This is a genomic window from Rhodovulum steppense (assembly GCF_004339675.1).
GTDB lineage: Bacteria > Pseudomonadota > Alphaproteobacteria > Rhodobacterales > Rhodobacteraceae > Rhodovulum > Rhodovulum steppense.
The window spans coordinates 154,202-177,877 of the sequence record NZ_SLVM01000005.1 but is presented as its reverse complement, the minus strand read 5'-3'; the positions used below and the strand labels follow the sequence as shown (position 1 = coordinate 177,877).

Genomic DNA, 23,676 nt, shown 5'->3' with positions numbered 1-23,676 from the left:
ACCGGTGCGCTGCTCGCCTGGACCGACCTTACCGGCTGGGAACGCGTATCAGAGACCATTTACATGCTGCACACCGGACAGGGAGCGGCGACGCTTGGCCTCGTTCTGGGGCTGATGGCGCTCGGCGTCCCGGCCATGGGCGTGACTGGCGTTGTCGTCTGGCTCGCGGGACGGAGGGGGCGGCCGCGCATCCGGGGCAATCAGCCCGCGGGACGTGCCCAGACGATCCTGCTCGTCGGCAGCGAGGGCGGCAGCACCTGGGGTTTCGCCGCCACGCTCCACGCCGCACTGACGCAAGCCGGCCAGAGGGTGCACACAGCACCGATGTCGGCCTTCGCGCCAGAACGCTATGCTGCGGCCAACCGGATCATCGTGCTGGCCGCGACCTATGGCGACGGCGCGGCGCCTGCCTCGGCCAAGGGCTTTCTCGACCGGCTGGCAGCAGCCGACCACGCACCCGACGCGCCCCTGGCTGTTCTCGGCTTCGGCGACCGCAGCTTTCCGGCCTACTGCGCCTTCGCCAAGGCTGTCGCGGCTGCCGCCGAGGCGAAGGGCTGGCGGCAGCTCATGGCCATCGACACCATCGACCGTCAGTCGCCGCAGGACTTCGCCCGCTGGGGCCGCGCCCTCGGAGACGCTATGGGGGTCGATCTCGAGCTGTCCCACGAGCCCGTTCGCCCGGCAACCGAGACGCTGACCCTCGTCTCGCGGCGGGACTACGGCGCAGAGGTGCAGGCCCCAACCGCGATCCTTCGCTTCGCCCTGCCGCGCGTCAGCCTGTGGCAGCGGTTCGTCGGGGCGGGCTTCGCCCGGTTCGACGCGGGCGATCTGATCGGCATCATGCCCGAGGGGAGCCCCGTGCCGCGTCTCTACTCGCTCGCCTCTGCGCGCCGCGACGGTTTCATCGAGATTGTGGTCAAGAAGCATCCCGGAGGCCTCGCCTCTGGCCAGTTGACCGCTCTCGAACCCGGCGACACAGTCACCGCCTTCCTCCGCCGCAATCCTGGCTTCCGCACGGGGCGGGGCCGCGCCCCGCTGATCCTGATCGGCGCAGGCACAGGGATCGGACCTCTGGCGGGCTTCGTGCGCGGCAATGCCGGGCAGCGGCCCGTCCACCTGTTCTTCGGCATGCGTCATCCCGCCAGCGACTTCTTCTACGGCGAGGAGCTGCGCGCCTGGCAGAAAGAGGGCCGTCTGACCCGTCTGGTCACGGCCGTCTCGCGCGGGACACGACCGCACTACGTCCAGGACGTGCTTCGCGGGGACGCGGCGCAGGTCGCTCAGCTCATCCGCGACGGGGCCCGTGTGATGGTCTGCGGTGGACGCGATATGGCGGCGGGTGTGGCGGATGCGCTGGCAGAGATCCTTGCACCGACCGGGCTCACCCCAGCGGCTCTGAAGACGGAGGGGCGGTATGTCGAAGATGTCTACTGAAAGTGTGCGCTTTGCCCTGAACGGCCCGACCATGGGCACGCGCTGGTCGGCGCTCTTCTTCGCGCCGGATGGCTTCGATCCGGCGCCGGTCGAGGCAGCGCTGCAGGCGGCCACGGGCGAGGTCGACGCGCAGATGTCCACATGGAACGCGGGCAGCGATCTGATGCGCCTGAACGGAGCGCCTGTTGGCGCTGGGGTCATGGTACCGGATCGGCTGAGCGAGGTTCTCCGACTTGGTCTGGAGATCGGTCTTGCCTCTGGCGGGGCCTTCGACATCGGCATGGGCGACGCGGTGACGGCCTGGGGGTTCGGGTCCGAAGCAGCGGCGCCCGAGCGCATCCGCGGCGCCATGACGGCCAGACGTGTGCCCACCCATCAGGCGCTCGAGATCGACAGGACGACAGGTCTCGTCCGCAAGACTTCGCCGCTGGCGCTGGACCTCAATGGCATCGCCAAGGGGTATGGCGTCGACCGGCTGGCCGAGACGCTGGCGGTGCATGGGATCGATGACGCGCTTGTCGGCATCGACGGGGAGATGCGTGCGCTCGGGCTCCGGCCTGACGGGGAAGCATGGACCATCGCTGTAGAAGCGCCTGACCCCGCCCGCCGCGCGCGCCATACCATCCTCGCGCTGCAGGACGCCGCCGTGGCGACCTCGGGGGACTACCGGCACTGGGTCGAGGTGCAGGGCCGCCGCCTGTCGCACACCATGGACCCCGCGCGCGGCGCCCCACTGATCGCGTCGCCCGCCTCGGTGACGGTCGTCGCCCGGACCTGCGCCGAGGCGGATGCGTGGGCGACGGCGCTGATGGTAAAAGGAAGCTTGGAGGGCGCGATGTTGGCGCGTAGATGTAACTTGAACGCTCTTTTTATTGATCGTGAGGGCGATCATCTTCGCGAAACGAGAGTGGGACGGCTGTTCGAGACCCGTCCGGATCCCGAGCGCGTGAACTGACGCCGGGACATGCACCAGATGACACCCTTGTTTCATGATCGCCTGAACGTCGCCCTGCTGAGCATGGCATTGCTCGGCTTGGTATCCGGCCTCGTCCTATGGCTGGTGGGGCAGCCGGACCTTGCCGGGATTGCGTGGGCGGCCGGTGTCATCCCGGTTCTCTTGGCGCTCTGCGTCGAGATCGTGCGCAGCCTGGCACAAGGCGAGGTCGGGCTGGACATCGTCGCGGCGCTGTCGATGTCCGCAGCACTGCTGTTCGGGGAAACCCTTGCGGCGGCAGTCGTGGCGCTGATGTATTCGGGCGGCACCTTCCTAGAGAGTTTCGCTCAAGGTCGCGCCCGGCGAGAGATGAGCGATCTTCTGTCCCGCGTGCCCCGGACCGCGACGCGGCATCGCAACGGCGCTCTGGATGAAGTCCCGCTCGACGACATTGCGCCGGGCGATCTGCTGCTGATCCGGCAGGGCGACGTGGCCCCCGTGGACGGGACGGTCCAGAGCGCCGGCGCGATGCTCGACCAGTCCGCGCTGACCGGCGAGTCGATGCCCGTCCGTCTGGCGCAGGGGCAGGACGTGATGAGCGGCTCGACCAATGCGGGCGAGGCCTTTGACCTGCGTGTCACACGGCGCGCGGCGGACAGCACCTATGCCGGGATCGTCCGGCTGGTCGAGGCGGCGCAGAAATCCAAGGCGCCAATGGCGCGGTTGGCCGACCGTTACTCGCTGCTGTTCCTCGCCGTGACCGTCGCGTTGGCAACCGCCGCCTGGTGGTTCACGGGCGATCCGATCCGGGCAGTTGCGGTATTGGTGGTGGCGACGCCGTGCCCGCTGATTCTCGCCGTTCCGGTGGCGTTGGTGGCCGGTCTGTCGCGCGCGGCGCATTTCGGGGTGCTGATCAAGGGCGCGAAACCGCTCGAGGCGCTGGCCCGGATCACGACGCTGATCCTCGATAAGACCGGCACGCTGACCGACGGACGCCCGCAGATCGTGTCGATCGACCGGCATGGCGATTTGTCCGAGGAGGACATTCTGTACTTCGCGGCAGCGCTCGATCAGGCATCCAAACACCCGATCGCACAGGCCATCGTCGGGGTGGCCCAGGCGCGCGGGATCGTCTTGCCGATCCCCGCGAGCGTGGTCGAGACGCCCGGCGAAGGCGTTGCGGGCACAATCGACGGACGCAGGGTTGTGGTCGGCGGCGCAGGTTTCGTGGCAGCGCAGCTTGGCGTCGCCGACCCCGAAAGCACGGTGGTCGAGGCCGGATCGGTGGTGGTTTCGCTAGGCGTCGACGGGAAACTGGCCGGCCACATCGTGATGGCCGACGCATTGCGCGCTGGCACGGCCGAACTGCTTTCAGGGCTTCGACGGCTGGGCGTCGGCCGTATCCTGCTGGCGACAGGCGATCGCCGCGCCGTTGCCGAGGCCGTGACCGAAGGGCTAGGCCTCGATGCCGTGCGCGCCGATCTGACCCCCGACCAGAAAGTCCTTCTGGTCCTGACCGAGCGGAAGAACGGCCCGGTCATGATGGTGGGCGACGGTGTCAACGACGCGCCCGCGCTGGCTGCCGCCTACATCGGTGTTGCGATGGGCGCGCGTGGGGCGGCGGCTTCGGCCGAAGCGGCCGATGTCGTGCTGCTGGTCGATCACCTGGATCGCCTTCTGCCAGGGATCGAGATCGCGCAACGATCCCGCCGCATCGCCGTTGAGAGCGTCGTGGCCGGGATTGGTCTCTCTGTCGCGGGCATGGTTGCCGCCGCGTTCGGCTACCTGTCCCCGGTGCAGGGCGCGCTCCTGCAGGAGTTGATCGACGTGGCGGTCATCCTCAACGCATTGCGGGCGCTCAGGATCGTGCCGGGTCACGTAGGCCAGATCGAGGGCAGCCCTGACGATACAGCGGCTCGCCGCCCGCCCACGTCGACATTCACCGCAACATAACCCGGAAGGCCCTTTTGAGATGAGCAGACTTTCCCATGCCGAAATTCACATGGTTCATCGCATCGGCTGGTTGCGCGCCGCTGTGCTCGGTGCGAACGATGGTCTCGTTTCCACAGCGAGCCTCGTCGTCGGGGTCGCTGCGGCGGGATCCGGGCGTCCAGAGATCCTGATCGCGGGCCTTGCCGGGCTCGTCGCCGGGGCGATGTCGATGGCTGCTGGCGAATACGTCTCCGTCAGTTCACAGACCGATGCAGAGCAGGCCGATATCGCGCGCGAAACCCGCGAACTGAGGGAAACACCCGAGGCCGAGCTCGACGAGCTCACACGCATCTACGTTGCGCGCGGGCTTGACGATGGCCTCGCGCGCCAGGTCGCGATTCAACTAACCGAGAAAGACGCGCTTGGCGCCCATGCGCGTGACGAGTTGGGCATCTCGGAAACCGTGACCGCGCATCCCATCCAGGCGGCTCTGGTCTCGGCGGCGACCTTCGCTGTCGGGGCGGTCATCCCGCTCATCATCGCGGCGCTTGTGCCTGCCGCACAGATCACGCTCATCGTCGCGGCCACGACCCTCTTGGCGCTTTCTGTGCTCGGCGGGCTCGGGGCGTCGGTTGGCGGTGCCGGGATCATCAAGGGAGCCATTCGCGTCACCTTCTGGGGCGCCCTCGCCATGGCAGCGACAGCAGCCGTGGGTATGCTCTTCGGCGTGACAGTCGGCTAGGCAGGGTGATGCGTAGGCGTTGGCGGAGTGCCACCACCAAGGCATCGAAACATCGGCTGAATGACATGGCCGCTAATCGCGGTCAATAAAATCAATGGTTTAAGGTGGAGAAGGTTGGATATCAGGCCCATCCCCTCCGCCACATTCAGCTACTGAATCCGTCCAAGGGCCCCGATTGGGGCCTTTTTTCTTTTTGTTTCAAAGGGCGGTGGCAAGGTCATCCGCCCTTCGGAGACTCAGCGGTTGACGCAGGATGGGTCGGCCCCTCGCGTCGTCCTCGCGGATGCCCTGGGTGGCGATGGCCGGGTGATGGACGGCAAACGACGAAGAGATGCACTTGCTGCGCTCGAGGCATTGGATCTCTCTCTGGCATTCCACAAGGAGTTGGTCCGCAGAATGGAAGAGTTCCCTGCGTGCCAAGCCGAGGCCAATCAGCTGGAAGCCCAAATATTGATTTCTGAAGCTGCCACCGAGCACCTGATCCGCGAGCATCTGCCTTACGTTCGGCGGTTTGCCTCGCGGAACGTGGATGAAGGCGAGGATCCAGAGGACGTCTTCCAGGTGGCGATCATCGGCCTGCAGCGCTCCACAAGGCGATTTGATCCTGAACGTGGTTATCGCTTCCTCATTTACGCCACTTACTGGATGCGACAGGCCATCACGCGATGGCGCGCTGATGAAGGCGCGGCGATCCGCATCGACGGCAGCAAGACCGGGCTCGAACTGCCAGGGATCGTCGATCAGGTCTGGTCGAAGGCGCCGGTCATCGTGGGCGCGCACGATACCGGCCCGCTGATCCGCTCGAAGGATGGTTTCTGGCTGGCGATCCCGCTGCCCGCCGCAGGCAAGTCCCTGCGGGGGGCAGGATCACGCCCGGCGAATGGGAGCGCCGCCGTGGCCTGCGCCTGCGCTTCGTCTATCGCCGGACGGGCCCGAGCCTGCTGGTCGCCGAGGGGCGGCTCAACACGAAGGGCCAGGCGGTGGTGTCGCGCTCGAAGACCGGGCGCGGCAAGGTCACCGCGCCGATCTTTCTGCTAGTGCCGCAGGTGAAGCTGCCGAAGCGGCTGGACCTCGCGCGGGATGCAGACCGGGCGTTGGACAGCGTGCCGGGGCTGATAGTCGCGAATTGGGTGGACGAAAGGATTCGATGATCAGGCGCGCGCCTCGACCTCTCGCTCTTCTTGCGCCGCGCGGCGCCGACGACGGGGCTCCTCCGTATCTCCGAGCCCCTCGAGGGCGACCGGAGCCTTGCCGGGGAATTCGACCATCAGCTTGAGGTTGCCACCCATCGCACGCACGTAGCTCGTGAGCGTCGAGAGGAGCAGATCGCTCTGACGCTCGTATTTCGCCACCGTCGCCTGCTGGATGCCGAGAGTTTCGGCAAGTTGGACCTGCGTCATCTCCTTGGCTTTCCGCAGCTCCTGCAGTGTCAGGTATTCTGTATGCAGACGATCCGCCTCGGCCTCGACGCCTGCACGCCGGGCGGGATCGAGGGAAGCCAGCTTGTCCTTGAGGGTCCGAGCCATGATCGTCATCCTTTCCGTGTCGCGAGGTGGCGGTCGAACCGTTCATCGGCCCGGGCGATCAGCTGCTTGTAGAAGCGCTTCTCGCTGCCACCTGATTTGTCCCCGCCGACAAGCAGGATCGCCTGCCGGTCGGGATCGAATGTGAAGGCGATGCGCCATACGCCGTCAGCGGCATTGCAGCGCAATTCCTTCATGTTCGCGTGCTTCGACCCCGTCAGGGTGTCAGCATGCGGTCGACCGAGCGATGGCCCCTCGCGTTCCAGCAGGAGCGCGCGTGCCAGGATCGCGTCCTGCACCTCTTGCGGGAGTTCGTCGAACTCCGGCTCGAACTCCTCTGCGAACGAAACGGTCCACGGCATCCGGGCCTCATGTCTTGGAGGCTATATAGCCTTGAAGCACTAATTTTGCAATAACGACTCTCAGAGCGTCCGTACATGCCAACCCCCCGCGAAACCATCCTCGCCGCGCTGCACGCGCGGCTCTCGGCGCTGCCCGCAACCACCCTGCGCGGCGAGGTACTGCCCGAGCGCGTGCCGGCCAACGGCCTGCTGATCCTGCGCGATGGCGAGCCAGGGGAGCCTGAGGTCACGCTGTCGCCGCTGCGCTATCACTACCAGCACCGTGCCGAGATCGAGGCGGTCGTACAGGGCGCAGCGCGTGACACCGCCTTCGACACGCTGACCGCCAGCATCGGCGCGGCACTCAGCGCCGACCGGACGCTGGGCGGCCTCTGCGACTGGGTCGAGGCGGAAGCGCCGCGCCCGGTCGATCTGCCGGTCGAGGGCGCGGCCAGCCTGAAGGCCGCCGTGATCCCGGTGGTGCTGCACTATTCCACGGCCGATCCGCTCGGCTGCGATCGAGTACTTTTTCACTGTTCGCCACGTCTATGCTGGCGGTCTCAAGGATCGTGGGATGCCCGGTGATGCGATGGCGGGCGTGAACAACATCTTCGGTTCCGAGGCCGGGGTGATGGGGATAGAGCAGCGTCAATCGCGGCGCGTGGTACAGCTGCGCATAGGCCATCATCTGATACACGTCGGCCTGCGAGACGCCTTGCTTCGGATCATCTATCCGCGAGGATATCCGCTTCCACTTGGTATCGATGACGTGGGTTACCGTAATCCCCTTGACCTTCTTCGGCTTGGAGGACTCGACCAATTGGGCCTGTGGCGTTCCCGCGAGGATCGCGTTCACGTAGGCGACGGAATAGTTGTTCGCGTTCTGGCTCGACACCCTCAATGCGTTCATTGGTTCCGATGTCCCGAGGATAAAGGGGGTCGTGCATATCATGGGGCTGGAGTGGTCCCCCGTGCTCCATGGGCTTCCCGTGCCGCGGCACTAATCCGGCACGCCGCTTCCGCTGAAATCCAGGTCGGGTGCGCACATCAACAGCCGCATGCCGATGATCTTGCGCGACGGCGCCAGGCACGAACCGTCATCCTGATCGAGTTGCTGGCGCGGGTACCGCGTGCGCGTGTCCTTTAGGCGCGGGGATGGGCGGCCTCGTAGACCTCCATCAGGCGGGCGGTGTCGACGGCCGTATAGGCCTGGGTGGTCGAGAGCGAGGCATGGCCCAGAAGTTCCTGGATCGCGCGCAGGTCGCCGCCTGCGGCGAGCAGATGCGTGGCGAAGCTGTGGCGCAGGGCGTGCGGCGTGGCGGTGGCGGGCAGGCCGAGCCGCCCCCGCGTCTGTTCCATCGCGCGGGCGACGAGACGGGCATTGAGCGGGCCGCCGCGGGCACCGCGAAAGAGCGGCGCGTCGGGGGCCAGTTCGAACGGGCAGAGCCGCAGATATGCGGCGACCGCCTCGCGCGCGGCGGGCAGGACGGGCACGATGCGTTCCTTGCCGCCCTTGCCGACGATGCGCAGGCTGTCGGGCAGGGGCGCGTCGCGGCGCAGAAGGCCCAGCGCCTCGGAGATGCGCAGCCCGCAGCCATAAAGCAGGGTGACCACCGCCCCGTCGCGCGCCGCGATCCAGGGGGCGCGCGCGCTGTCGCCGACCGTGTCGAGCACCGCGCGGGCGGCATCCTCGGCCAGCGGGCGGGGCAGCTTGCGCCGGATCTTGGGCGCGCGCACCGACAGAACGGCGGTCGGCTCGAACCCCTCGCGCCGCCCATACCAGCGGAAGAAGCCCTTGACCGCCGACAGCGCCCGGGCGAGCGAGCGTGCGCCCAGCCCCCGGCCGCGTTCATGCGCCATCCAGGCGCGCAGGTCGCGCAACTCGATCGCGGCCAGCCGCGCAGGCCCCGCGGGCGCGCCGTCATATTCCGCAAGGAAGGCCAGAAAGCCGGTCACGTCCGCGCCATAGGCGCGGATCGTGTTCGCCGCCGCGCCGTTCAGCGCGCGTTCCTCGGCCAGCCAGTCCGACAGCGCCGTCCGCGCGGCGGGGCTGAGCGCAAGGCTCATCCCAGGAAGCGGCGCATCGCCCGTTCGACGAGGCCCGCGAAGAAGGTCAAGAGGTCCGTGCCCTGGTTCGGCGCGAATTGCTGCGCATCCTCGGAGCCCATGGCCAGCATGCCCGGCAGCCGGTCGGGGCCGAAATCCAGCCTGAGCAGCGCCTCGGACCGGATCGGGCTGCGCCTGTCGCCGTAAAGCGCGCCGTTTTCCGGCAGCTTCTGGCGCAGGGTCACGACGCGCGCGCCGCGCCCATGCAGACCGCCCGCATAAGCCTCGACAAAGCCTTCTGGGGCGAGTTGCACCACCGCGCCCAGCCGGGACAGCGCCTCGGCCGCGTCGCCCTGGTGGCTTTCCAGCACCAGCCGCAGGCCGTCGAGCCGCAGGATCGCGGCCACCTCGCCCGAGAGCGTGGCGATGAAGTCCGGAAAATCCCCGGGTTCCAGCAGGGCCAGCGCGGCGCGGTGGATCTGGTTGGTGCCCGACAGGTTCTCGTAGGCGGCGGCGATGACGGAGCGGTGGGTTTCCTCCAGCCGGTCGAGCCGGGCCTCGAGCCGTTCCATCGCGATGCCGCGCAGATCGACGATATTGGCGCCCATCATCCGTTCGTTCGCGGCGACAAGCGCGCGCATCACGTCCGGGTCGTCGAGGATCACGTCGGGATCGGCCAGAATCTGCGCGCGAAGATTGTCCGCGACGGCGGGGGAGCTGCTCATGTCTGCCTCGTTGTTATGGTCGTTTTGAACGACCTTACACCAAGGCTACAGGATTTTCTGCCCCGTTTTTTCCCAATCCGCCAGGAACGTGGCCAGACCCTTGTCGGTCAGCGGATGGGCGGCCATCTGTTTCAGCACACCGGGGGGCGCGGTGACCACATCGGCGCCGATCTTCGCGGCGTCGGTCACATGGTTGACCGTGCGGATCGAGGCGGCCAGTATCTGCGTCCCGAAGCCGTAATTGTCAAAGATCGTCCTTATGTCGGCGATCAGGTCCATGCCGTCGAGATTGATGTCATCGAGCCGCCCGATGAAGGGCGAGACGAAGGTTGCGCCCGCCTTGGCGGCCAGAATCGCCTGCGCGGCGGAAAAGCAGAGCGTGACATTGACCATGTGCCCCTCGCCGCTGAGCGCCTTGCACGCCTTGAGCCCGTCCCAGGTCAGCGGCACCTTGACCGCGATATTGGGGGCGATCCGGGCAAGCTTGCGGCCCTCCTCGATCATCGCGGGCGCCTCGGTCGCGATCACCTCGGCCGAGACGGGGCCGGAGACGATGCCGCAGATCTCGCGCGTGACCTCGAGGATGTCGCGGCCCGATTTCAGGATCAGCGAGGGGTTGGTGGTCACGCCATCGGCCATGCCGAGATCGTTGAGTTCGCGGATCGCGTCCACATCGGCGGTATCGACGAAGAATTTCATGGGGCTGCCTCGGGGCTGGATGCGTCTTGTCGCGCCCGTGATAGCCGAGGCGGGGATCGGGCGGAACCCCGTCTTTGGGCGGCCCGCGCATGGCTGATCGGTTCGCCGAAGGGGCGCGGGTGGGCGTGCTGACGGCCGAGCGGCTGGACCGGGTGCTGGATTACCTGGCGCCCGAGGGGGGCTGCGGGACGGGCGATTTCGTCGAGGTGCCGCTGGGCCCGCGCCGGGTGCTGGGCGTGGTCTGGGGGGCGGGCGAGGGCGGCTTTGACGCCGCGAAGCTGCGCGCGGTGACCCGGGTGCTGGATGCCGCGCCGATGCGGGACGAATTGCGCGCCTTCCTGGAGCGGGCGGCGGATTACACGCTGACGCCGCTCTCGGCGATGCTGCGGCTGGCGACGCGGGCGCCGGGGCTGGGGGATGCGCCCTCGATGCAGAAGATCTATCGCCGGGGCGCGGGCCTGCCGTGGCGGATGACAGAGCCGCGGGCGCGGGTGATCGAGTTGCTGGAGGGCTATGGCGGGCTGGCCTTCACGCTGGGGGAACTGGCGGGCGAGGCGGGCGTGTCGCCGACGGTCGTCAAGGGGCTGGTGGCCAGCGGCGCGGTGCTGGAGGAGGACACGCCGCGCGACCGGCCCTATCCGCTTCTCGATCCGGCCCGGCCGGGGCTGGCGCTGGAAGGGGACCAGGCGGCGGCGGCGGCGCGGCTTTGCGCGGGCGTGGCGGGCGGGGGCTATGGCACGACGCTGCTGAAGGGGGTGACCGGGTCGGGCAAGACCGAGGTCTATCTGGAGGCGGTCGCGGAATGCCTGAGGAAAGGACGGCAAGCCCTTGTCCTGCTGCCGGAAATCGCGCTGACCGCCGAGTTCCTCGCGCGGGTCGAGCGCCGCTTCGGCGCGCGGCCGGCGGAGTGGCATTCGGGGGTCACCATGGTCGAGCGTCGGCGGTTGTGGCGGATGGTCGGGCGGGGCGAGGCGCAGTTGGTGGTGGGGGCGCGCTCGGCGCTGTTCCTGCCGTTCCGCGATCTGGGGCTGATCGTGGTCGATGAGGAACATGACAGCTCCTACAAGCAGGAGGAGGGCGCGCTTTACAATGCCCGCGACATGGCCGTTTTGCGCGCCACGCTGGCCTCGGCGCAGGTGGTGCTGGCCTCGGCCACGCCGTCGCTGGAAAGCTGGGCCAATGCCGAGGCGGGGAAATATGCCCGCCTCGATCTGAGCGCGCGGTTCGGTCCGGCGGAACTGCCCGAGATGGCGACGATCGACATGCGGGCCGAGGATGTGCCCGCGGGGCGCTGGATCTCGCCCAGGCTTCAACGGGCGGTGGCGGCGCGGCTGGCGGCGGGGCGGCAGTCGCTGTTGTTCCTGAACCGCCGGGGCTATGCGCCGGTCACCGTCTGCCGGGCTTGCGGGCACATGATCGGCTGCGATCACTGCGATGCGCGGATGGTGGAGCATCGCTTTCTGAAACGCCTCGTCTGCCACCAATGCGGCGAGACGAAACCGATCCCCGAGACTTGCCCCTCCTGCGGTGCGGCGGACAAGCTGGCCCCGGTCGGCCCCGGCGTCGAGCGGCTGGCCGAGGAAACCGCGGCGCTGTTCCCCGGGGCGCGGGTGGCGGTGCTGTCCTCGGACCTGTTCACCACCGCGCGGGCGTTGAAAGCGCAGATCGAGGCCATCGCGGGCGGCGAGGCCGACATCATCATCGGCACGCAACTTGTTGCGAAGGGGCATAATTTCCCGCTTTTGACCCTGGTGGGCGTGATCGACGCGGATCTGGGGCTGCAAGGGTCCGACCTGCGCGCGGCGGAGCGAACCTTCCAGTTGATGCGGCAGGTGGCGGGGCGCGCGGGGCGGGGGGCCGAGCAGGGCGTGGCGCTGTTGCAGACCTTTCAGCCCGAGCATCCGGTGATCCGCGCGATCCTGACCGGCGACGAGGAAGGGTTCTGGCGGGCCGAGGCGGCCGAGCGGCGCGCGGCGGGGATGCCGCCCTATGGGCGGCTGGCGGGGATCATCCTTTCGGCGCCCGAGGCGCGGGCGGCCTTCGATCTGGGCACCCATCTGGCGCGCAACGACGCGGCGCTGCGCCGGATCGGCGCGCAGCTTTACGGCCCCGCGCCCGCACCGATCGCGCGGATCCGCGGCCGCCATCGGGTGCGGCTGCTGGTCAAGGCGGCCAAGGGCGCGCCCCTTCAGGCGGCGATCCGCGACTGGCTGGCCCCCGTGAAGCTGCCCGCGCAGGTGCGGCTGGCGGTCGATATCGACCCGCAGAGCTTTTTCTGAGGCCGCGCCCCGGGCGTGCAGTTGATGCGGGCGGGTGCAAGGCGCTAGACAGCGCCTGAGCCTGCCCGGCCAGCGGCGCGGGACGGGCAGGCGGGGGCGGCGATGACGGGCGAACTGGTGATGATCCTGGGGCTGCTGGGGGTGGCCCTGGTGCTGTTCGCGCTGGGAAGGCCGCGGATGGATGCGGTCGCGCTGATGCTGGTGGCGGTGCTGCCCTTTACCGGCGTCGTGTCGGTGCCCGAGGCGCTGTCGGGCTTTTCCGATCCTTCCGTGATCCTGATCGCCGCGCTGTTCGTGATCGGCGATGCGCTGGTGCGCACGGGGGTCGCGCAATGGATCGGCGACCGGATGGTGCGGGCCGCGGGCGGGCGCGAGACGCGGCTGATCGCCTTCCTGATGCTGGCCGCGGCCGGGCTGAGCGCGGTGATGAGTTCCACCGGCGTCGTCGCGATCTTCGTGCCCATCGTGCTGCGCATCGCGCGCGCGGCGCGGGTGGCGGTGGGGCGGCTGATGATGCCGCTGTCGATGGCGGCGCTGATCAGCGGGATGCTGACGCTGGTCGCCACGCCGCCCAACATGGTCGTCAACGCCGCGCTGGTGCGCGAGGGGCATGAGGGGTTCGGGTTCTTCGCCTTTACCCCGTTCGGATTGCCGATCCTGGTTCTGGCGATCCTTTACATGCTGGCGGTGCGGGGCTGGCTGACAAGGGGGGAGGATGCGCCGCCGCCGCGCCGTCTGCGGATGCGGGATCTGGCGGCGAGCTATGCCCCGGACGGGCGGCTGGCGCGGTTGCAGGTCGGCGCGGGATCGGCGCTGGCGGGGCAGAGCCTGGATGCGCTGGACCTGCCCGCGCGGGCCGGGATCACGGTGGTCGCGATCGAGCGGCGCGGGCGGCTGGGCGCCGAACTGGTCGAGCCGGTGGCGGCAACCCGGCTGCAAACGCAGGACATCCTGTGGCTGGGCGTGGTCGGCGAAGGGTTCGACGCGGCGGCGTTTGCCGCGGGCAACGGGCTGACCCTGCTGCCGCTGAGGGGGCGGGACCTGGCGCGGCCGGGGCGGGAATACGGGCTGGTCGAGGCGATGGTGCCGCCCGGGTCGGCCTTTGCCGGTCGTTCGCCTGCCGCGGCACGGATGCGCGACGTTCTGGGGCTTTCGGTGATCGCGGTCCGGCGCGGGCAGGCGGTGCTGCCCGGTCCCGCCTCGGACAATGCGCTGCGCGAGGGGGACACGCTGCTGCTGGCCGGGCCGTGGCGGGTGATCCGTCCGCTGGCGGGGCAGCGGCGCGATCTGGTGCTGCTGGACCTGCCCGAGGAGGCCGAGGAATTCGTGCCCGAGCGGCGCCGCGCGCCGATTGCGGTGGCCGTTCTGCTGGGCGTGGTGGCGGCGATGGCGACGGGGGTGGTGCCGAATGCGCAGGCCGCGTTGCTGGGCTGTCTGGCGCTGGGGCTGTTCGGGGTGATGGACACGCGGTCGGGCTATCGGGCGATCAGCTGGCAGACGCTGGTGCTGATCGCCGGGATGATGCCCTTTGCGCTGGCCTTGCAGCGCACGGGCGGGGTCGATCTGGCGGCCAATGCGGCGCTTGAGCTGATCGGGCCGGGCGAGCCGCGGCTGTTGCTGGCGGCGCTGTTTGTCGCGACGACGACGCTCAGCCTGTTCATCTCGAACACGGCGACGGCGGTGTTGATGGCGCCCGTCGCGCTGGCGATTGCGCAGGGGCTGGGCGCCTCGCCCTATCCGTTCGCGATGTGCGTGGCGCTGGCGGCCTCGACCGCATTCATGACGCCGGTCTCCTCGCCGGTGAACCTGCTGGTGCTGGCGCCGGGGGGATACCGGTTCATGGATTTCGTGCGGATCGGCACGCCGTTCACCGTGGTCACGCTGGTCGTGTCGGTGACGCTGTTGCCGATCCTGCTGCCGCTGGGGATCGCGCCCTGAGGCCTACAGGCTTTGCGCCAGCGCGGTGCCCAGCTTGGTCACGATCTCGTCGATATGGGTGTCTTCCAGGATGAAGGGCGGCGCCAGGAGCACGTGGTCGCCCTGCCGCCCGTCGATCGTGCCGCCCATCGGGTAGCAGATCAGACCGGCCTCGAAGGCGGCGGCCTTGAGGCGGGCGTGCAGCTTGCGGGCGGGGTCGAAGGGCTGTTTCGTCTCGCGATCCGCGACGAGTTCGAGCCCGAGGAACAGGCCGCGCCCGCGGATATCGCCGATATGGGGGTGCTGGCCGAAGGCGTCCTCCAGCGCGGTGCGCAGGCGGGCGCCCATGGTCCGGGCGCGGGCAACCAGACCGTCATCGGTCAGCCGCCCCAGCACCGCCAGCGCGGCGGCGGCGGCGGCGGGGTGGCCCATATAGGTGTGGCCGTGCTGGAAGAAGCCGGAGCCTTCGGCGATGGCGTCATGGATCGCGGCGGTGCACAGCATCGCGCCGACCGGCTGATAGCCCGCGCCCAGCCCCTTGGCGATGGTCAGGATGTCGGGGGCGATGCCGTCCTGGGTGCAGGCGAACAGCGTGCCGGTGCGGCCCATGCCGCACATCACCTCGTCCAGGATCAACAACACGCCGTAAGTATCACAAATATCTCGGATTCGGTGGAAATAGCCCTCGACGGCGGGCACCGCGCCCAGCGTGGCGCCGACGACGGGTTCGGCGACGAAGGCCAGCACGGTTTCGGGGCCGAGGCGAAGGATCTCGGCCTCCAGCTCGTTGGCGACGCGATGGCCATACGCGGCCGCGCTTTCGCCCGGATCCTGGCCGCGATAGGCGTAGCAGGGGGCGATATGGGTGGTTTCGATCATCAGCGGGGCAAAGGGTTCGCGCCGCCACATGTTGCCGCCGGTGGCCAGCGCGCCCAGCGTGTTGCCGTGATAGCTTTGCCGTCTTGCGATGACCCGGTGGCGGGCGGGCTGGCCGGTTTCCAGCGCGTATTGGCGGGCGAGTTTCAGCGCGGCCTCGACCGCCTCGGAGCCGCCGGAGACGAGATAGACCCGGTCCAGCCCCTCGGGCGCGTGCGCGATCAGCGCGTCGGCCAGCCGCTCGGCGGGGTCGGAGGTGAAGAAGCCGGTATGGGCAAAGGCCACGCGGTCGAGTTGCGCCCTGATCGCCGCGGTGACCGCCGCATCGGAATGGCCAAGGCAGGACACCGCCGCCCCGCCGGATCCGTCGAGATAGCGTTTGCCTGTCGTATCAACGAGATAAACACCGTCGCCGTGGTCGATGACGGGCAGGCGGGCGCGGGAGTTGCGGGGGAAGATATGGGACATGGGGGCTTTCGGACGCGAGTCGCGGGGAATGGTTCAACGCAAAAGTGAAACAGACGTTTCAGGAATTGACAACGCGCAAAACGGTTGAAACGCTATGTTTCAGCGAATCTGACAGGGGTGCGGATGCCGGAGGGGCCATCCATCGAGGACAAGATCGCCGCGGAATACGGCACGCTCAGCGCCAAGCTGCGCGATGCCGCCGATTACGTCGCGGCGAACCCGGTGGATGTGGCGACGCGCTCGCTGCGCGCAATCTCGGCCTCGTCGGGGCTGGCGCCTGCGACGTTCTCGCGGCTGGCGCGTGCGCTGGGCTTTGCCAGCTACGAGGAAATGCGCGAGCTGTCCCGCAACGCGGTCGGGCGGCGCTATGTCAGTTTCTCCGAGCGGGTGCGCCGCTTGCAGGCCGAGGCGGGGGCGGGCGAGCGGCCGCCCTTCCTGATGCGGCAGGCCAGCGCCTGTGCGTCGAATATCGAGGCGATGACCCGGCTGATCGACCCCGAACGGCTGGAAGACGCGGTCGAGCGGCTGCATGGCGCGCGCCATGTGGTGCTGTTCGGCGCGCTGGGCTCGACCGGGATCGTCGAATACATGGCCTATATGGGCAATTACTTTGCCGCGAACTGGCGGCTGGCGGGGCGGATGGGGGCGTCGCTGGCAAGTGCCATGGCCGATCTGACGGCGGCGGATGCGCTGGTCGTGCTGACCAAGCCGCCCTTTGCGCGGCGGTCGATTCTGGCCGCCGAGATGGGGCGAGAGCGCGGGGCCTATGTGGTGGTGATCACCGATACCCATGCCTGCCCGGCGTTGAAATGGGCCGATCAGGGTTTCATCCTGCCCTCGGAAAGCCCACATTTCTTTTCGTCCTATGCCGCAAGCCTGGTGCTGGCCGAGACCATCATCGGGATGATGGCGGCCCGGGCGGGTCCGGAGGCCAAGGCCCGGATCGAAGAGGTGGAAGCGCGCAATCACCGTCTGGACGAACTCTGGAGCGCGTGAGCGAAGACCGACAAGCAAACCAAATCCAACGAAGGGAGTATCCTTGATGCTTGCGAAACTGAAACTGACCGCCGCGGCGGCCGCCTTGGGCGCGATGGCCGCCCCCGTGGCTGCCGACGAGTTCATCACTATCGGCACCGGCGGCGTGACCGGTGTCTATTATCCCGCGGGCGGCGCGATCTGCCGTCTGGTCAACAAGGACCGGCGCGATCATGGCATCCGCTGTTCGGTAGAATCCACGGGCGGGTCGGTCTACAACCTGAAGACCCTGCGCGCGGGCGAACTGGAATTCGGCGTGGTGCAGTCGGACTGGCAGTTCCATGCCTACAATGGCAGTTCAGAGAATTTCGAGGCCGATGGCCCGTTCGAAGGGCTGCGCGCGGTCTTCGCGCTGCATCCCGAGCCGTTCACCGTGGTCGCCCGTGCCGATGCCGGGATCGCGAATTTCGAGGATCTCAAGGGCAAGCGGGTGAATGTCGGCAATCCAGGCTCCGGCCAGCGCGGCACGATGGAAGTGGTGATGGAGGCGCTGGGCTGGACCAGTGCCGATTTCGCCCTTGCCGCCGAGCTGCGCCCCGCGGAACAGAGCCAGGCGCTGTGCGACAACCAGATCGACGCGATGGTCTACACGGTCGGCCACCCCTCGGGCTCGATCCAGGAGGCGACGACGGCCTGCGATTCGGTGCTGGTCAATGTCGCGGGCGAGGTGATCGAGACGCTGATCGAGGAGCGCCCCTACTATCGTCACGCGACGATCCCGGGCGGGATGTATCGCGGCACCGACGCGGATGTGGAGACCTTCGGGGTGGGCGCGACCTTCGTGACCTCGGCCGATGTGTCCGAGGAGGCGGTCTATGTGCTGGTCAAGGCGGTGTTCGAGAATTTCGAGGAATTCACCAGCCTGCACCCGGCCTTTGCCGATCTGAAGCCCGAGGAAATGATCGCCGACGGCCTGAGCGCACCGCTGCATGACGGGGCGGCGCGCTATTACCGCGAAAAGGGCTGGATCGAGTAAACGGTTCTGCCATGATCGACCGGCCGGGGCGCGGATGTGCCCCGGCCCCCAAGGCGCGGCAACAGCGCCGGTGAACGACATGCCGCGGCCCGCCCGCGGCCCAGCCGGGAGACGGAATGCCATGGCGAGAACCGGTGGCGGTGGCCGCGCGCTCAGCGAAGAGGAACTGCAACAGCTTGTCGCGGCCTCGGATTCGGGGGCGCGGAACCCGGCGGGCGTTGTGGGACTGTTCCTGGCGGCGGTGGCGCTGTGCTGGTCGCTGTTCCAGGTGGCGCTGGCCTCGCCCATGGCGAATGTCATCCTGCCCAGCGACATCATCAACAATTCGCGCCAGATCCACCTGGCCTTCGCGATGTTCCTGGCGTTCTGCGCCTATCCCGCGCTGAAATCGAGCCCGCGGCGCAGCATCCCCATCCAGGACTGGATCCTTGCGGGCGCGGGGGCGTTCATCGCGCTTTACGGGGTGTTCTTCTACGACAAGATCGTGCGTTCGGGCGGGTTGGCGGACGATACCGACAAATGGGTCGCGCTGGCGGGCCTCGTGCTGCTGTTCGAGGCGGCGCGCCGGGCGCTGGGCCCCGCGATGGCGGCGATCGCGACGATCTTCCTGCTTTATGTCTTCTTCGGGTCGGGCAGTTGGGTGCCCGACGTGATCCAGTGGAAGGGCGCGAGCCTGCAGAAGGCGATGAGCCATATGTGGATCACCGCCGAGGGGGTGTTCGGCATCGCGCTGGGGGTGTCGACGCGCTTTGTCTTCCTGTTCGTGCTGTTCGGCGCGCTCTTGGACAAGGCGGGGGCGGGCAATTACTTCATCAAGATGGCGTTTGGCGCGCTGGGGCATCTGCGCGGCGGCCCGGCCAAGGCGGCGGTGGTGGGCTCGGCGGCGACGGGGCTGATCTCGGGCTCGTCGATTGCCAATGTGGTGACCACCGGCACCTTCACGATCCCCTTGATGAAGCGGGTGGGCTTCACGCCCGAGCGGGCGGGCGCGGTCGAGGTGGCCAGTTCGGTCAATGGCCAGATCATGCCGCCCGTGATGGGGGCGGCGGCCTTCCTGATGGTGGAATATGTGGGGCTCTCCTATGTCGAGGTCATCACCCATGCCTTCCTGCCCGCGATGATCTCCTATATCGCGCTGGTCTATATCGTCCATCTGGAGGCGGTGAAGCGGAACATGCCCGCGCTGGGCGACCGGGTGGTGTCGCTGGGGCGCACGGTGGGCGGGATGTTCGCCTTCTTCGCAGGCTTCGCGGCGCTGTGCTATCTGGTGCAATATCCCGTGGGCTGGGTCGTCGCGCTGGTGCCCGAGCCGAGGGCGCGGGCTGGGTACTGGCGGGGCTGGTCTTCGTCGCCTATGTCGGGCTGCTGGCGCTGGCCGCGACCGTGCCCGACCTGGAGCCCGACGATCCCAATTCCGAGGATCTGCGCCTGCCGGTGGTGTCCGAGATCTACAAGAGCGGGCTGTATTTCCTGCTGCCGATCGTTGTGCTGGTCTATTTCCTGATGATCGAGCAGAAATCGCCCGGCCTGTCGGCCTTCTGGGCGACGATGCTGCTGTTCGCGATCCTGGTCACGCAGCGCCCGCTGAAGGCGCTGTTCCGCGGCGGGCGCGAGATGGGGCCAGCCGCCGTCGCGGGCTTTCGCGACCTGATCGGCGGGCTGATCGCGGGGGCGCGCAACATGATCGGCATCGCGCTGGCCACCGCCACGGCGGGGGTGATCGTGGGCACCGTGACGCTGACCGGAATCGGGCAGGTGATGGCCGACCTGGTCGAGTTCGTCTCGGGCGGCAACCTGATCCTGATGCTGGTCTTCGTGGCGATCCTGTCGCTGATCCTGGGGATGGGGCTGCCGACCACGGCGAATTACATCGTCGTCTCCTCGCTGATGGCGGGGGTCGTGGTGCAGCTTGGCGCGCAATCGGGGCTGATCGTCCCGCTGATCGCGGTTCATCTGTTCGTGTTCTATTTCGGGATCATGGCCGATGTGACCCCACCCGTGGGGCTGGCCAGCTTTGCCGCCGCCGCGGTGTCGGGGGGGGATGCGATCCGCACCGGGTTCACCGCCTTCTTCTATTCGCTGCGCACGGTGGCGCTGCCCTTCTTCTTCATCTTCAACACGGATCTGCTGCTGATCGACGTGACATGGACGCAGGGGATACTGGTGTTCATCGTGGCGACCGTGGCGATCCTGATCTTCACGGCCGGGACGATGGGCTGGTTCATCACCCGCAACCGTCTGTATGAGAGCGCGGCGCTGATCCTGATCGCCTTTGCCCTGTTCCGGCCGGATTTCTTCGTCAACAGGCTGCAACCGCCCTTTGCCGACCTGCCGTCTGCGCAGTTGGAACAGGTGCTGGGCGAGGCCGCGCCGGACGACGAGATCCGGTTGCGCGTGCGCGGGCCGGATTTCAACACCTTCGCCCCGCGCGAGACCAGCCTTGTCGTGACGGTCGGCGACGCGGCGGGGGGGGCTGCGCGGCTGGCGGCGACGGGCCTGATCCCCGAGGAGCGCGACGGGCGGGTGGTTCTTGACGAGCCGATGTTCGGCACGCCCTATGCCGAGGCGTTGCGCGCCTTCGACTTCTATGGCGACGAACCGGTGGAGATCACCGCGCTGCGCGTCCCGCAGGAGCAGCCGCCCAAGGAACTGATCTACCTGCCGACCCTGCTGCTGCTTGGCCTCGTGGCCTGGGCGCAGCTGGGCCGGGCCCGCCGCGAGGAGGTTTCCGCATGACTGCCTCTGTCCTGTGTGCGATTGATATCAGCCAGCCCGAAATCGATCTGTGCGTGCTGCGCGTGGCCGAGCGGCTGGCCCGGCTGGACGATGCCCGGCTGGATGTCATCACCGTCGTTCCCGATTTCGGGATGAGCGTGGTGGGCCAGTATTTCGACAAGGAGTTCCACGACCGCGCCGTGGCCAAGGCGCGCAAGCTGCTGGACAAGTTCGTGATCGAGGCGATCGGGGCCGAGGCCAACAAGGCCGTCCGCCATATCGTCGCGACCGGCAAGGCCTATGAGGAGATCCTGCATGCCGCGCGCGAGGCGGGGTCCGATCTGATCGTGATCGGGGCGCACAAGCCCGATCTGCGCGACTATCTGCTGGGTCCGAACGCGGCCCGCGTCGTGCGCCATTCCGATTGCTCGGTCTATGTGGTGCGCCAGCCCTGCTGAACGGCGGCTCAGGCGTAGAGCGTGGCCCAGCGGTCCAGCATGTCGGTCTGGAGCCGTCTGGCGCGGGTCAGCCAACTCCGCCCGCCCTCGGGGCGTTCGAGTTCCTGCGGGCCGAGGCGGGCGCGGCGCGCGGTGTCGGCGGTGAAGATCGCGAAGGCAAGTTCGCGCCCGCCGGGGCTGGTGACATAGCCTGCCAGCGAGGATACGAAGTTCAGCGTGCCGGTCTTGGCCTGGATCGAGACGGCGGCCTTGCGCGGGCGGCCCTGGGCATCGCGCAGTTCCACCGGCTTCATCAGCGCCTTGAGCCGGGCCTCGGGCGCGACGGCGGTCAGCACGCGCACCATCTCGGCCGCCGAGAGGCGCGAGGCGTCGCCGAGGCCCGAATGATCGACGAAGCGCGGGCCGTGCGTGCCGGTGCGCGCCGCCAGCCAGGTCGCCATCGCCTGTCCCGACTCGGCCAGCGCGGCGGGCTGTCCGCCGCGGGCCAGCGTCGAGGCCAGGCCCAGCGCCTCGGCGGTGACATTGGTGGAATGGGTCATCATGCCCTGAAGGATGGCCGGGAGCGGCGCGCTCAGATGTTCGGCCAGCAGGCTGGCCCCGGCCGGGGGGACGCCCGGTTCGGGGCGGGGCAGCGCGATGCCCGCGCCGCGAGCCAGGGTGTGGAACACCTCGGCGCAGTAGAGCGCGGGCTGGCGCACCGGCAGCCAGCGCGCGCCGCCATTGCCCAGCGCGCCGCGCGCCACCGACCATTCGTCCACGCCGCCCTTGGAGGAATAGGTATAGACGGGGGCGGCGCGGTCCACGATCTGCATCCGCGCGACGCCGACCGGGGGCGCATAGCGGCGCGCGCGGGCATCGAGCGTGACGCCGTAACCGCCGCCCTGCCGGGTCCATTCGAAATGGACGCGGTTGAAATTGAGGTTCAGCCCCGAGATCGCCGGGTTGTAGCCGACATGGGGTGGCTGGGCCGGGTCGATCGCGGGGAATTGTGGCAGCGCGCCCTCGTGATAGAGGAAGCGGCCCGCGACCTCGGTCAGCCCGCGCGCGCGCAGGGCATCGACCAGATCGCCCAGCATGTCGGTGTCGAGCACCGGATCGCCGCTGCCCGAAAGGATCAGGTCACCCGCAAGCCGCCCGTTCGCAAGCGGGCCGGTGGCGAAGATGCGGGTGGCGAAGCGGTGCGACGGTCCCAGCGTGTCGAGCGCGTAGATCGCGGTCACCGCCTTGGCGACCGAGGCGGGGGGCAGCGCGAGATCGGGGCTGATCGCCTCGAGCAGTTCGCCCGTCGCGGTGTCGGCCAGCGCGATGCCCACCCGCGCCTCGCCCAGACCGGCGCGGGCGACGATCTGCTCGGCCTCGGCGGCGCGGCGCGCGGCTTCGGGCCGGGCCAGCGGGCGCGGGCTGCGGTCGAGCGGGGTGGCAAGCGCGGGGCCGACTGCGCCGACCATCAGCCCGGCCAGCACCCAGCGCCGCGACAGGGGCGTGCGGGCGAATGTCATGGCGGGGAGTGAACCAAATCCGCCGCATCCCGGCAAGTCCGCAGATCGGGGGAGGTCAGGGGCTGCGCTGCCACTGGCCGCGGGCGCGGATCTGCGAGGACGAGATGTCGATCTTGGGCAGGCTGAGATAGCACCAGGCGGGCGGGTGGCGCGTGGCGAGGCTGTGGGCCAGTTCCGCGGGCAGGCGGTGGCGGGCATAGATCAGCGCGGCCCTCGACTGGCGGTGCGCCAGCCCCTGGCCGGGCCGGGCCAGAACGCCCACCGGCACGCTGTCGAGTATGGAGCGCCAGCTTTCCCAGCGGTGAAAGCCCAGCAGGTTGTCCGCGCCCATCAGCCAGACGAAGCGCGCGCTTGGATAGAGCGCCCTCAGCCGGGCCAGCGTTTCGGCGGTGTAGCGGGTGCCGATCCGCGCCTCGATATCGGTGATCGTCACGCGCGGGTGGTCCATCACCCGGCGCGCGGCGGCGATGCGTCGTTCCATCGGTGCGGGGCCTTCGGGTTTCAGCGGGTTGCCGGGGCTGACCAGCCACCAGACCGCGTCCAGCCCGAAGCGTTTCAGCGCCTGCCGGGTGATATGGGCATGGCCCTCATGGGCGGGGTCGAACGACCCGCCCAGAAGCCCGATGCGCTGGCCGGGGATGGCATGGGGCAGGCCCGCCCTCATCGCCGGTCACCGACGCGCGGCCAAGGGGCAGGCGCGGCCTGCGGCCGGTCCCGGGAGATGGGCATGGGCAAGGCGGTGTCCTGCGCGCGGCGTGGCCGTCAGCGGCCCGCTTCCAGCGCCTCGATCCGGGCCTTCAGCGCCTCGTTCTCCTCGCGGGCCTTCTGCGCCATCGCGCGCACCGCGTCGAATTCCTCGCGCGTGACGAAATCGCGATCCGCGAGCCAGCGGTCGATCATGCTGCGGAACGCGGTTTCGGCCTCGTCCTTGGCGCCCTGGGCCACGCCCATGGCGTTGGTCATCAGCTTCGACATGTCGTCGAGAAACTTGTTGCTGGTCTGCATCTTCGCCCCCTGGCGTTTACGTTTGCCCCCTATATGACCCGGGGGCGGGGCAAGCTCAAGGTTGACTTCGCC

18 protein-coding genes and 5 pseudogenes are annotated in these 23,676 nt (G+C 68.7%); 13 read left to right on the top strand and 10 right to left on the bottom strand.

Annotated features, from left to right (window positions below):
* From EV216_RS05080 to EV216_RS05055, 6 genes and pseudogenes are all read left to right on the top strand, one after another.
* Positions 1 to 1,434: flavodoxin domain-containing protein (locus tag EV216_RS05080; RefSeq protein ID WP_207893970.1), on the top strand; the 1,434-nt coding region annotated here is incomplete at its 5' end.
* Positions 1,415 to 2,389, top strand: a complete 975-nt coding sequence (locus EV216_RS05075; protein WP_132693979.1) for an FAD:protein FMN transferase — start codon at positions 1,415 to 1,417, stop codon at positions 2,387 to 2,389. The genes EV216_RS05080 and EV216_RS05075, both read left to right, overlap by 20 nt.
* Before the next feature lie 9 nt (positions 2,390 to 2,398).
* On the top strand, positions 2,399 to 4,321 hold the full coding sequence (locus EV216_RS05070) for a heavy metal translocating P-type ATPase (RefSeq protein WP_132693978.1): 1,923 nt from the start codon (positions 2,399 to 2,401) through the stop codon (positions 4,319 to 4,321).
* A 19-nt stretch (positions 4,322 to 4,340) separates the two neighbouring features.
* Positions 4,341 to 5,042 (top strand): VIT1/CCC1 transporter family protein, encoded by a 702-nt coding sequence (locus EV216_RS05065; protein WP_132693977.1) that lies wholly within the window; start codon positions 4,341 to 4,343, stop codon positions 5,040 to 5,042.
* 309 nt (positions 5,043 to 5,351) lie between these two features.
* A pseudogene (locus EV216_RS18590) lies at positions 5,352 to 5,666 on the top strand (sigma factor); the annotation flags it as partial.
* A 120-nt stretch (positions 5,667 to 5,786) separates the two neighbouring features.
* Positions 5,787 to 6,193 (top strand): annotated as a pseudogene (locus tag EV216_RS05055) (DUF6441 family protein); the annotation flags it as partial.
* Here the strand turns inward: EV216_RS05055 and EV216_RS05050 are convergent.
* Both EV216_RS05050 and EV216_RS05045 read right to left on the bottom strand, forming a co-directional pair.
* The gene (locus tag EV216_RS05050) at positions 6,194 to 6,568 is read right to left on the bottom strand and encodes a helix-turn-helix domain-containing protein (protein WP_243641969.1); all 375 of its coding nucleotides are present in this window, start codon (positions 6,566 to 6,568) and stop codon (positions 6,194 to 6,196) included.
* Positions 6,569 to 6,573: 5 nt separating this feature from the next.
* A complete protein-coding gene (locus tag EV216_RS05045; protein WP_132693975.1) occupies positions 6,574 to 6,927 on the bottom strand; it encodes a type II toxin-antitoxin system RelE/ParE family toxin in 354 nt (117 codons plus the stop codon).
* Positions 6,928 to 7,002: 75 nt separating this feature from the next.
* Here EV216_RS05045 and EV216_RS18460 point away from each other — a divergent pair.
* Positions 7,003 to 7,416 (top strand): annotated as a pseudogene (locus EV216_RS18460) (acyl-CoA transferase); the annotation flags it as partial.
* Positions 7,417 to 7,552: 136 nt separating this feature from the next.
* On the opposite strand, the pseudogene EV216_RS18585 reads toward EV216_RS18460, so the two are convergent.
* The 4 genes and pseudogenes from EV216_RS18585 to fsa form a co-directional block, all read right to left on the bottom strand.
* Positions 7,553 to 7,816 (bottom strand): annotated as a pseudogene (locus tag EV216_RS18585) (5-methylcytosine restriction system specificity protein McrC); the annotation flags it as partial.
* A 233-nt stretch (positions 7,817 to 8,049) separates the two neighbouring features.
* The gene (locus EV216_RS05030; RefSeq protein ID WP_132693974.1) at positions 8,050 to 8,973 is read right to left on the bottom strand and encodes a tyrosine recombinase XerC; all 924 of its coding nucleotides are present in this window, start codon (positions 8,971 to 8,973) and stop codon (positions 8,050 to 8,052) included.
* On the bottom strand, positions 8,970 to 9,677 hold the full coding sequence (locus EV216_RS05025) for a DUF484 family protein (protein ID WP_132693973.1): 708 nt from the start codon (positions 9,675 to 9,677) through the stop codon (positions 8,970 to 8,972). Before EV216_RS05025 ends, EV216_RS05030 begins: the two co-directional genes overlap by 4 nt.
* Positions 9,678 to 9,722: 45 nt before the next feature.
* The gene (gene fsa, locus EV216_RS05020) at positions 9,723 to 10,376 is read right to left on the bottom strand and encodes a fructose-6-phosphate aldolase (RefSeq protein ID WP_132693972.1); all 654 of its coding nucleotides are present in this window, start codon (positions 10,374 to 10,376) and stop codon (positions 9,723 to 9,725) included.
* An 89-nt stretch (positions 10,377 to 10,465) separates the two neighbouring features.
* On the opposite strand from fsa, the gene EV216_RS05015 reads away from it, so the two are divergent.
* Together EV216_RS05015 and EV216_RS05010 are read left to right on the top strand one after the other, a co-directional pair.
* Positions 10,466 to 12,655, top strand: a complete 2,190-nt coding sequence (locus tag EV216_RS05015; RefSeq protein ID WP_132693971.1) for a primosomal protein N' — start codon at positions 10,466 to 10,468, stop codon at positions 12,653 to 12,655.
* A 102-nt stretch (positions 12,656 to 12,757) separates the two neighbouring features.
* Positions 12,758 to 14,593 (top strand): SLC13 family permease, encoded by a 1,836-nt coding sequence (locus tag EV216_RS05010; RefSeq protein ID WP_132693970.1) that lies wholly within the window; start codon positions 12,758 to 12,760, stop codon positions 14,591 to 14,593.
* A 3-nt stretch (positions 14,594 to 14,596) separates the two neighbouring features.
* Here the strand turns inward: EV216_RS05010 and EV216_RS05005 are convergent, their stop codons facing one another.
* Positions 14,597 to 15,916, bottom strand: a complete 1,320-nt coding sequence (locus EV216_RS05005; RefSeq protein WP_132693969.1) for an aspartate aminotransferase family protein — start codon at positions 15,914 to 15,916, stop codon at positions 14,597 to 14,599.
* A 123-nt stretch (positions 15,917 to 16,039) separates the two neighbouring features.
* Here EV216_RS05005 and EV216_RS05000 point away from each other — a divergent pair, with 123 nt between their 5' ends.
* From EV216_RS05000 to EV216_RS04985, 4 genes and pseudogenes are all read left to right on the top strand, one after another.
* Entirely contained in the window at positions 16,040 to 16,912 is an 873-nt protein-coding gene (locus EV216_RS05000; RefSeq protein WP_243641968.1) for a MurR/RpiR family transcriptional regulator, read from the top strand.
* Positions 16,913 to 16,958: 46 nt separating this feature from the next.
* Complete coding sequence (locus tag EV216_RS04995; protein ID WP_132693968.1) at positions 16,959 to 17,927, top strand: TAXI family TRAP transporter solute-binding subunit; 969 nt, start codon at positions 16,959 to 16,961, stop codon at positions 17,925 to 17,927.
* A gap of 121 nt (positions 17,928 to 18,048) precedes the next feature.
* Positions 18,049 to 20,663, top strand: a pseudogene (locus EV216_RS04990) (TRAP transporter permease).
* Positions 20,660 to 21,100 carry a universal stress protein gene (locus EV216_RS04985; RefSeq protein ID WP_132693967.1) on the top strand — a complete coding sequence of 147 codons (441 nt, stop codon included), beginning with the start codon at positions 20,660 to 20,662 and terminating at the stop codon, positions 21,098 to 21,100. The pseudogene EV216_RS04990 and the gene EV216_RS04985 overlap by 4 nt, the downstream one beginning before the upstream one ends.
* An 8-nt stretch (positions 21,101 to 21,108) precedes the next feature.
* Here the strand turns inward: EV216_RS04985 and dacB are convergent, their stop codons facing one another.
* The 3 genes from dacB to EV216_RS04970 form a co-directional block, all read right to left on the bottom strand.
* On the bottom strand, positions 21,109 to 22,599 hold the full coding sequence (gene dacB, locus EV216_RS04980) for a D-alanyl-D-alanine carboxypeptidase/D-alanyl-D-alanine endopeptidase (protein WP_132693966.1): 1,491 nt from the start codon (positions 22,597 to 22,599) through the stop codon (positions 21,109 to 21,111).
* Between the two features lie 55 nt (positions 22,600 to 22,654).
* The gene (locus EV216_RS04975; protein ID WP_132693965.1) at positions 22,655 to 23,263 is read right to left on the bottom strand and encodes a nicotinate-nucleotide adenylyltransferase; all 609 of its coding nucleotides are present in this window, start codon (positions 23,261 to 23,263) and stop codon (positions 22,655 to 22,657) included.
* 98 nt (positions 23,264 to 23,361) lie between these two features.
* The gene (locus EV216_RS04970; protein ID WP_132693964.1) at positions 23,362 to 23,604 is read right to left on the bottom strand and encodes an accessory factor UbiK family protein; all 243 of its coding nucleotides are present in this window, start codon (positions 23,602 to 23,604) and stop codon (positions 23,362 to 23,364) included.
* Between the last annotated feature and the right edge of the window lie 72 nt (positions 23,605 to 23,676).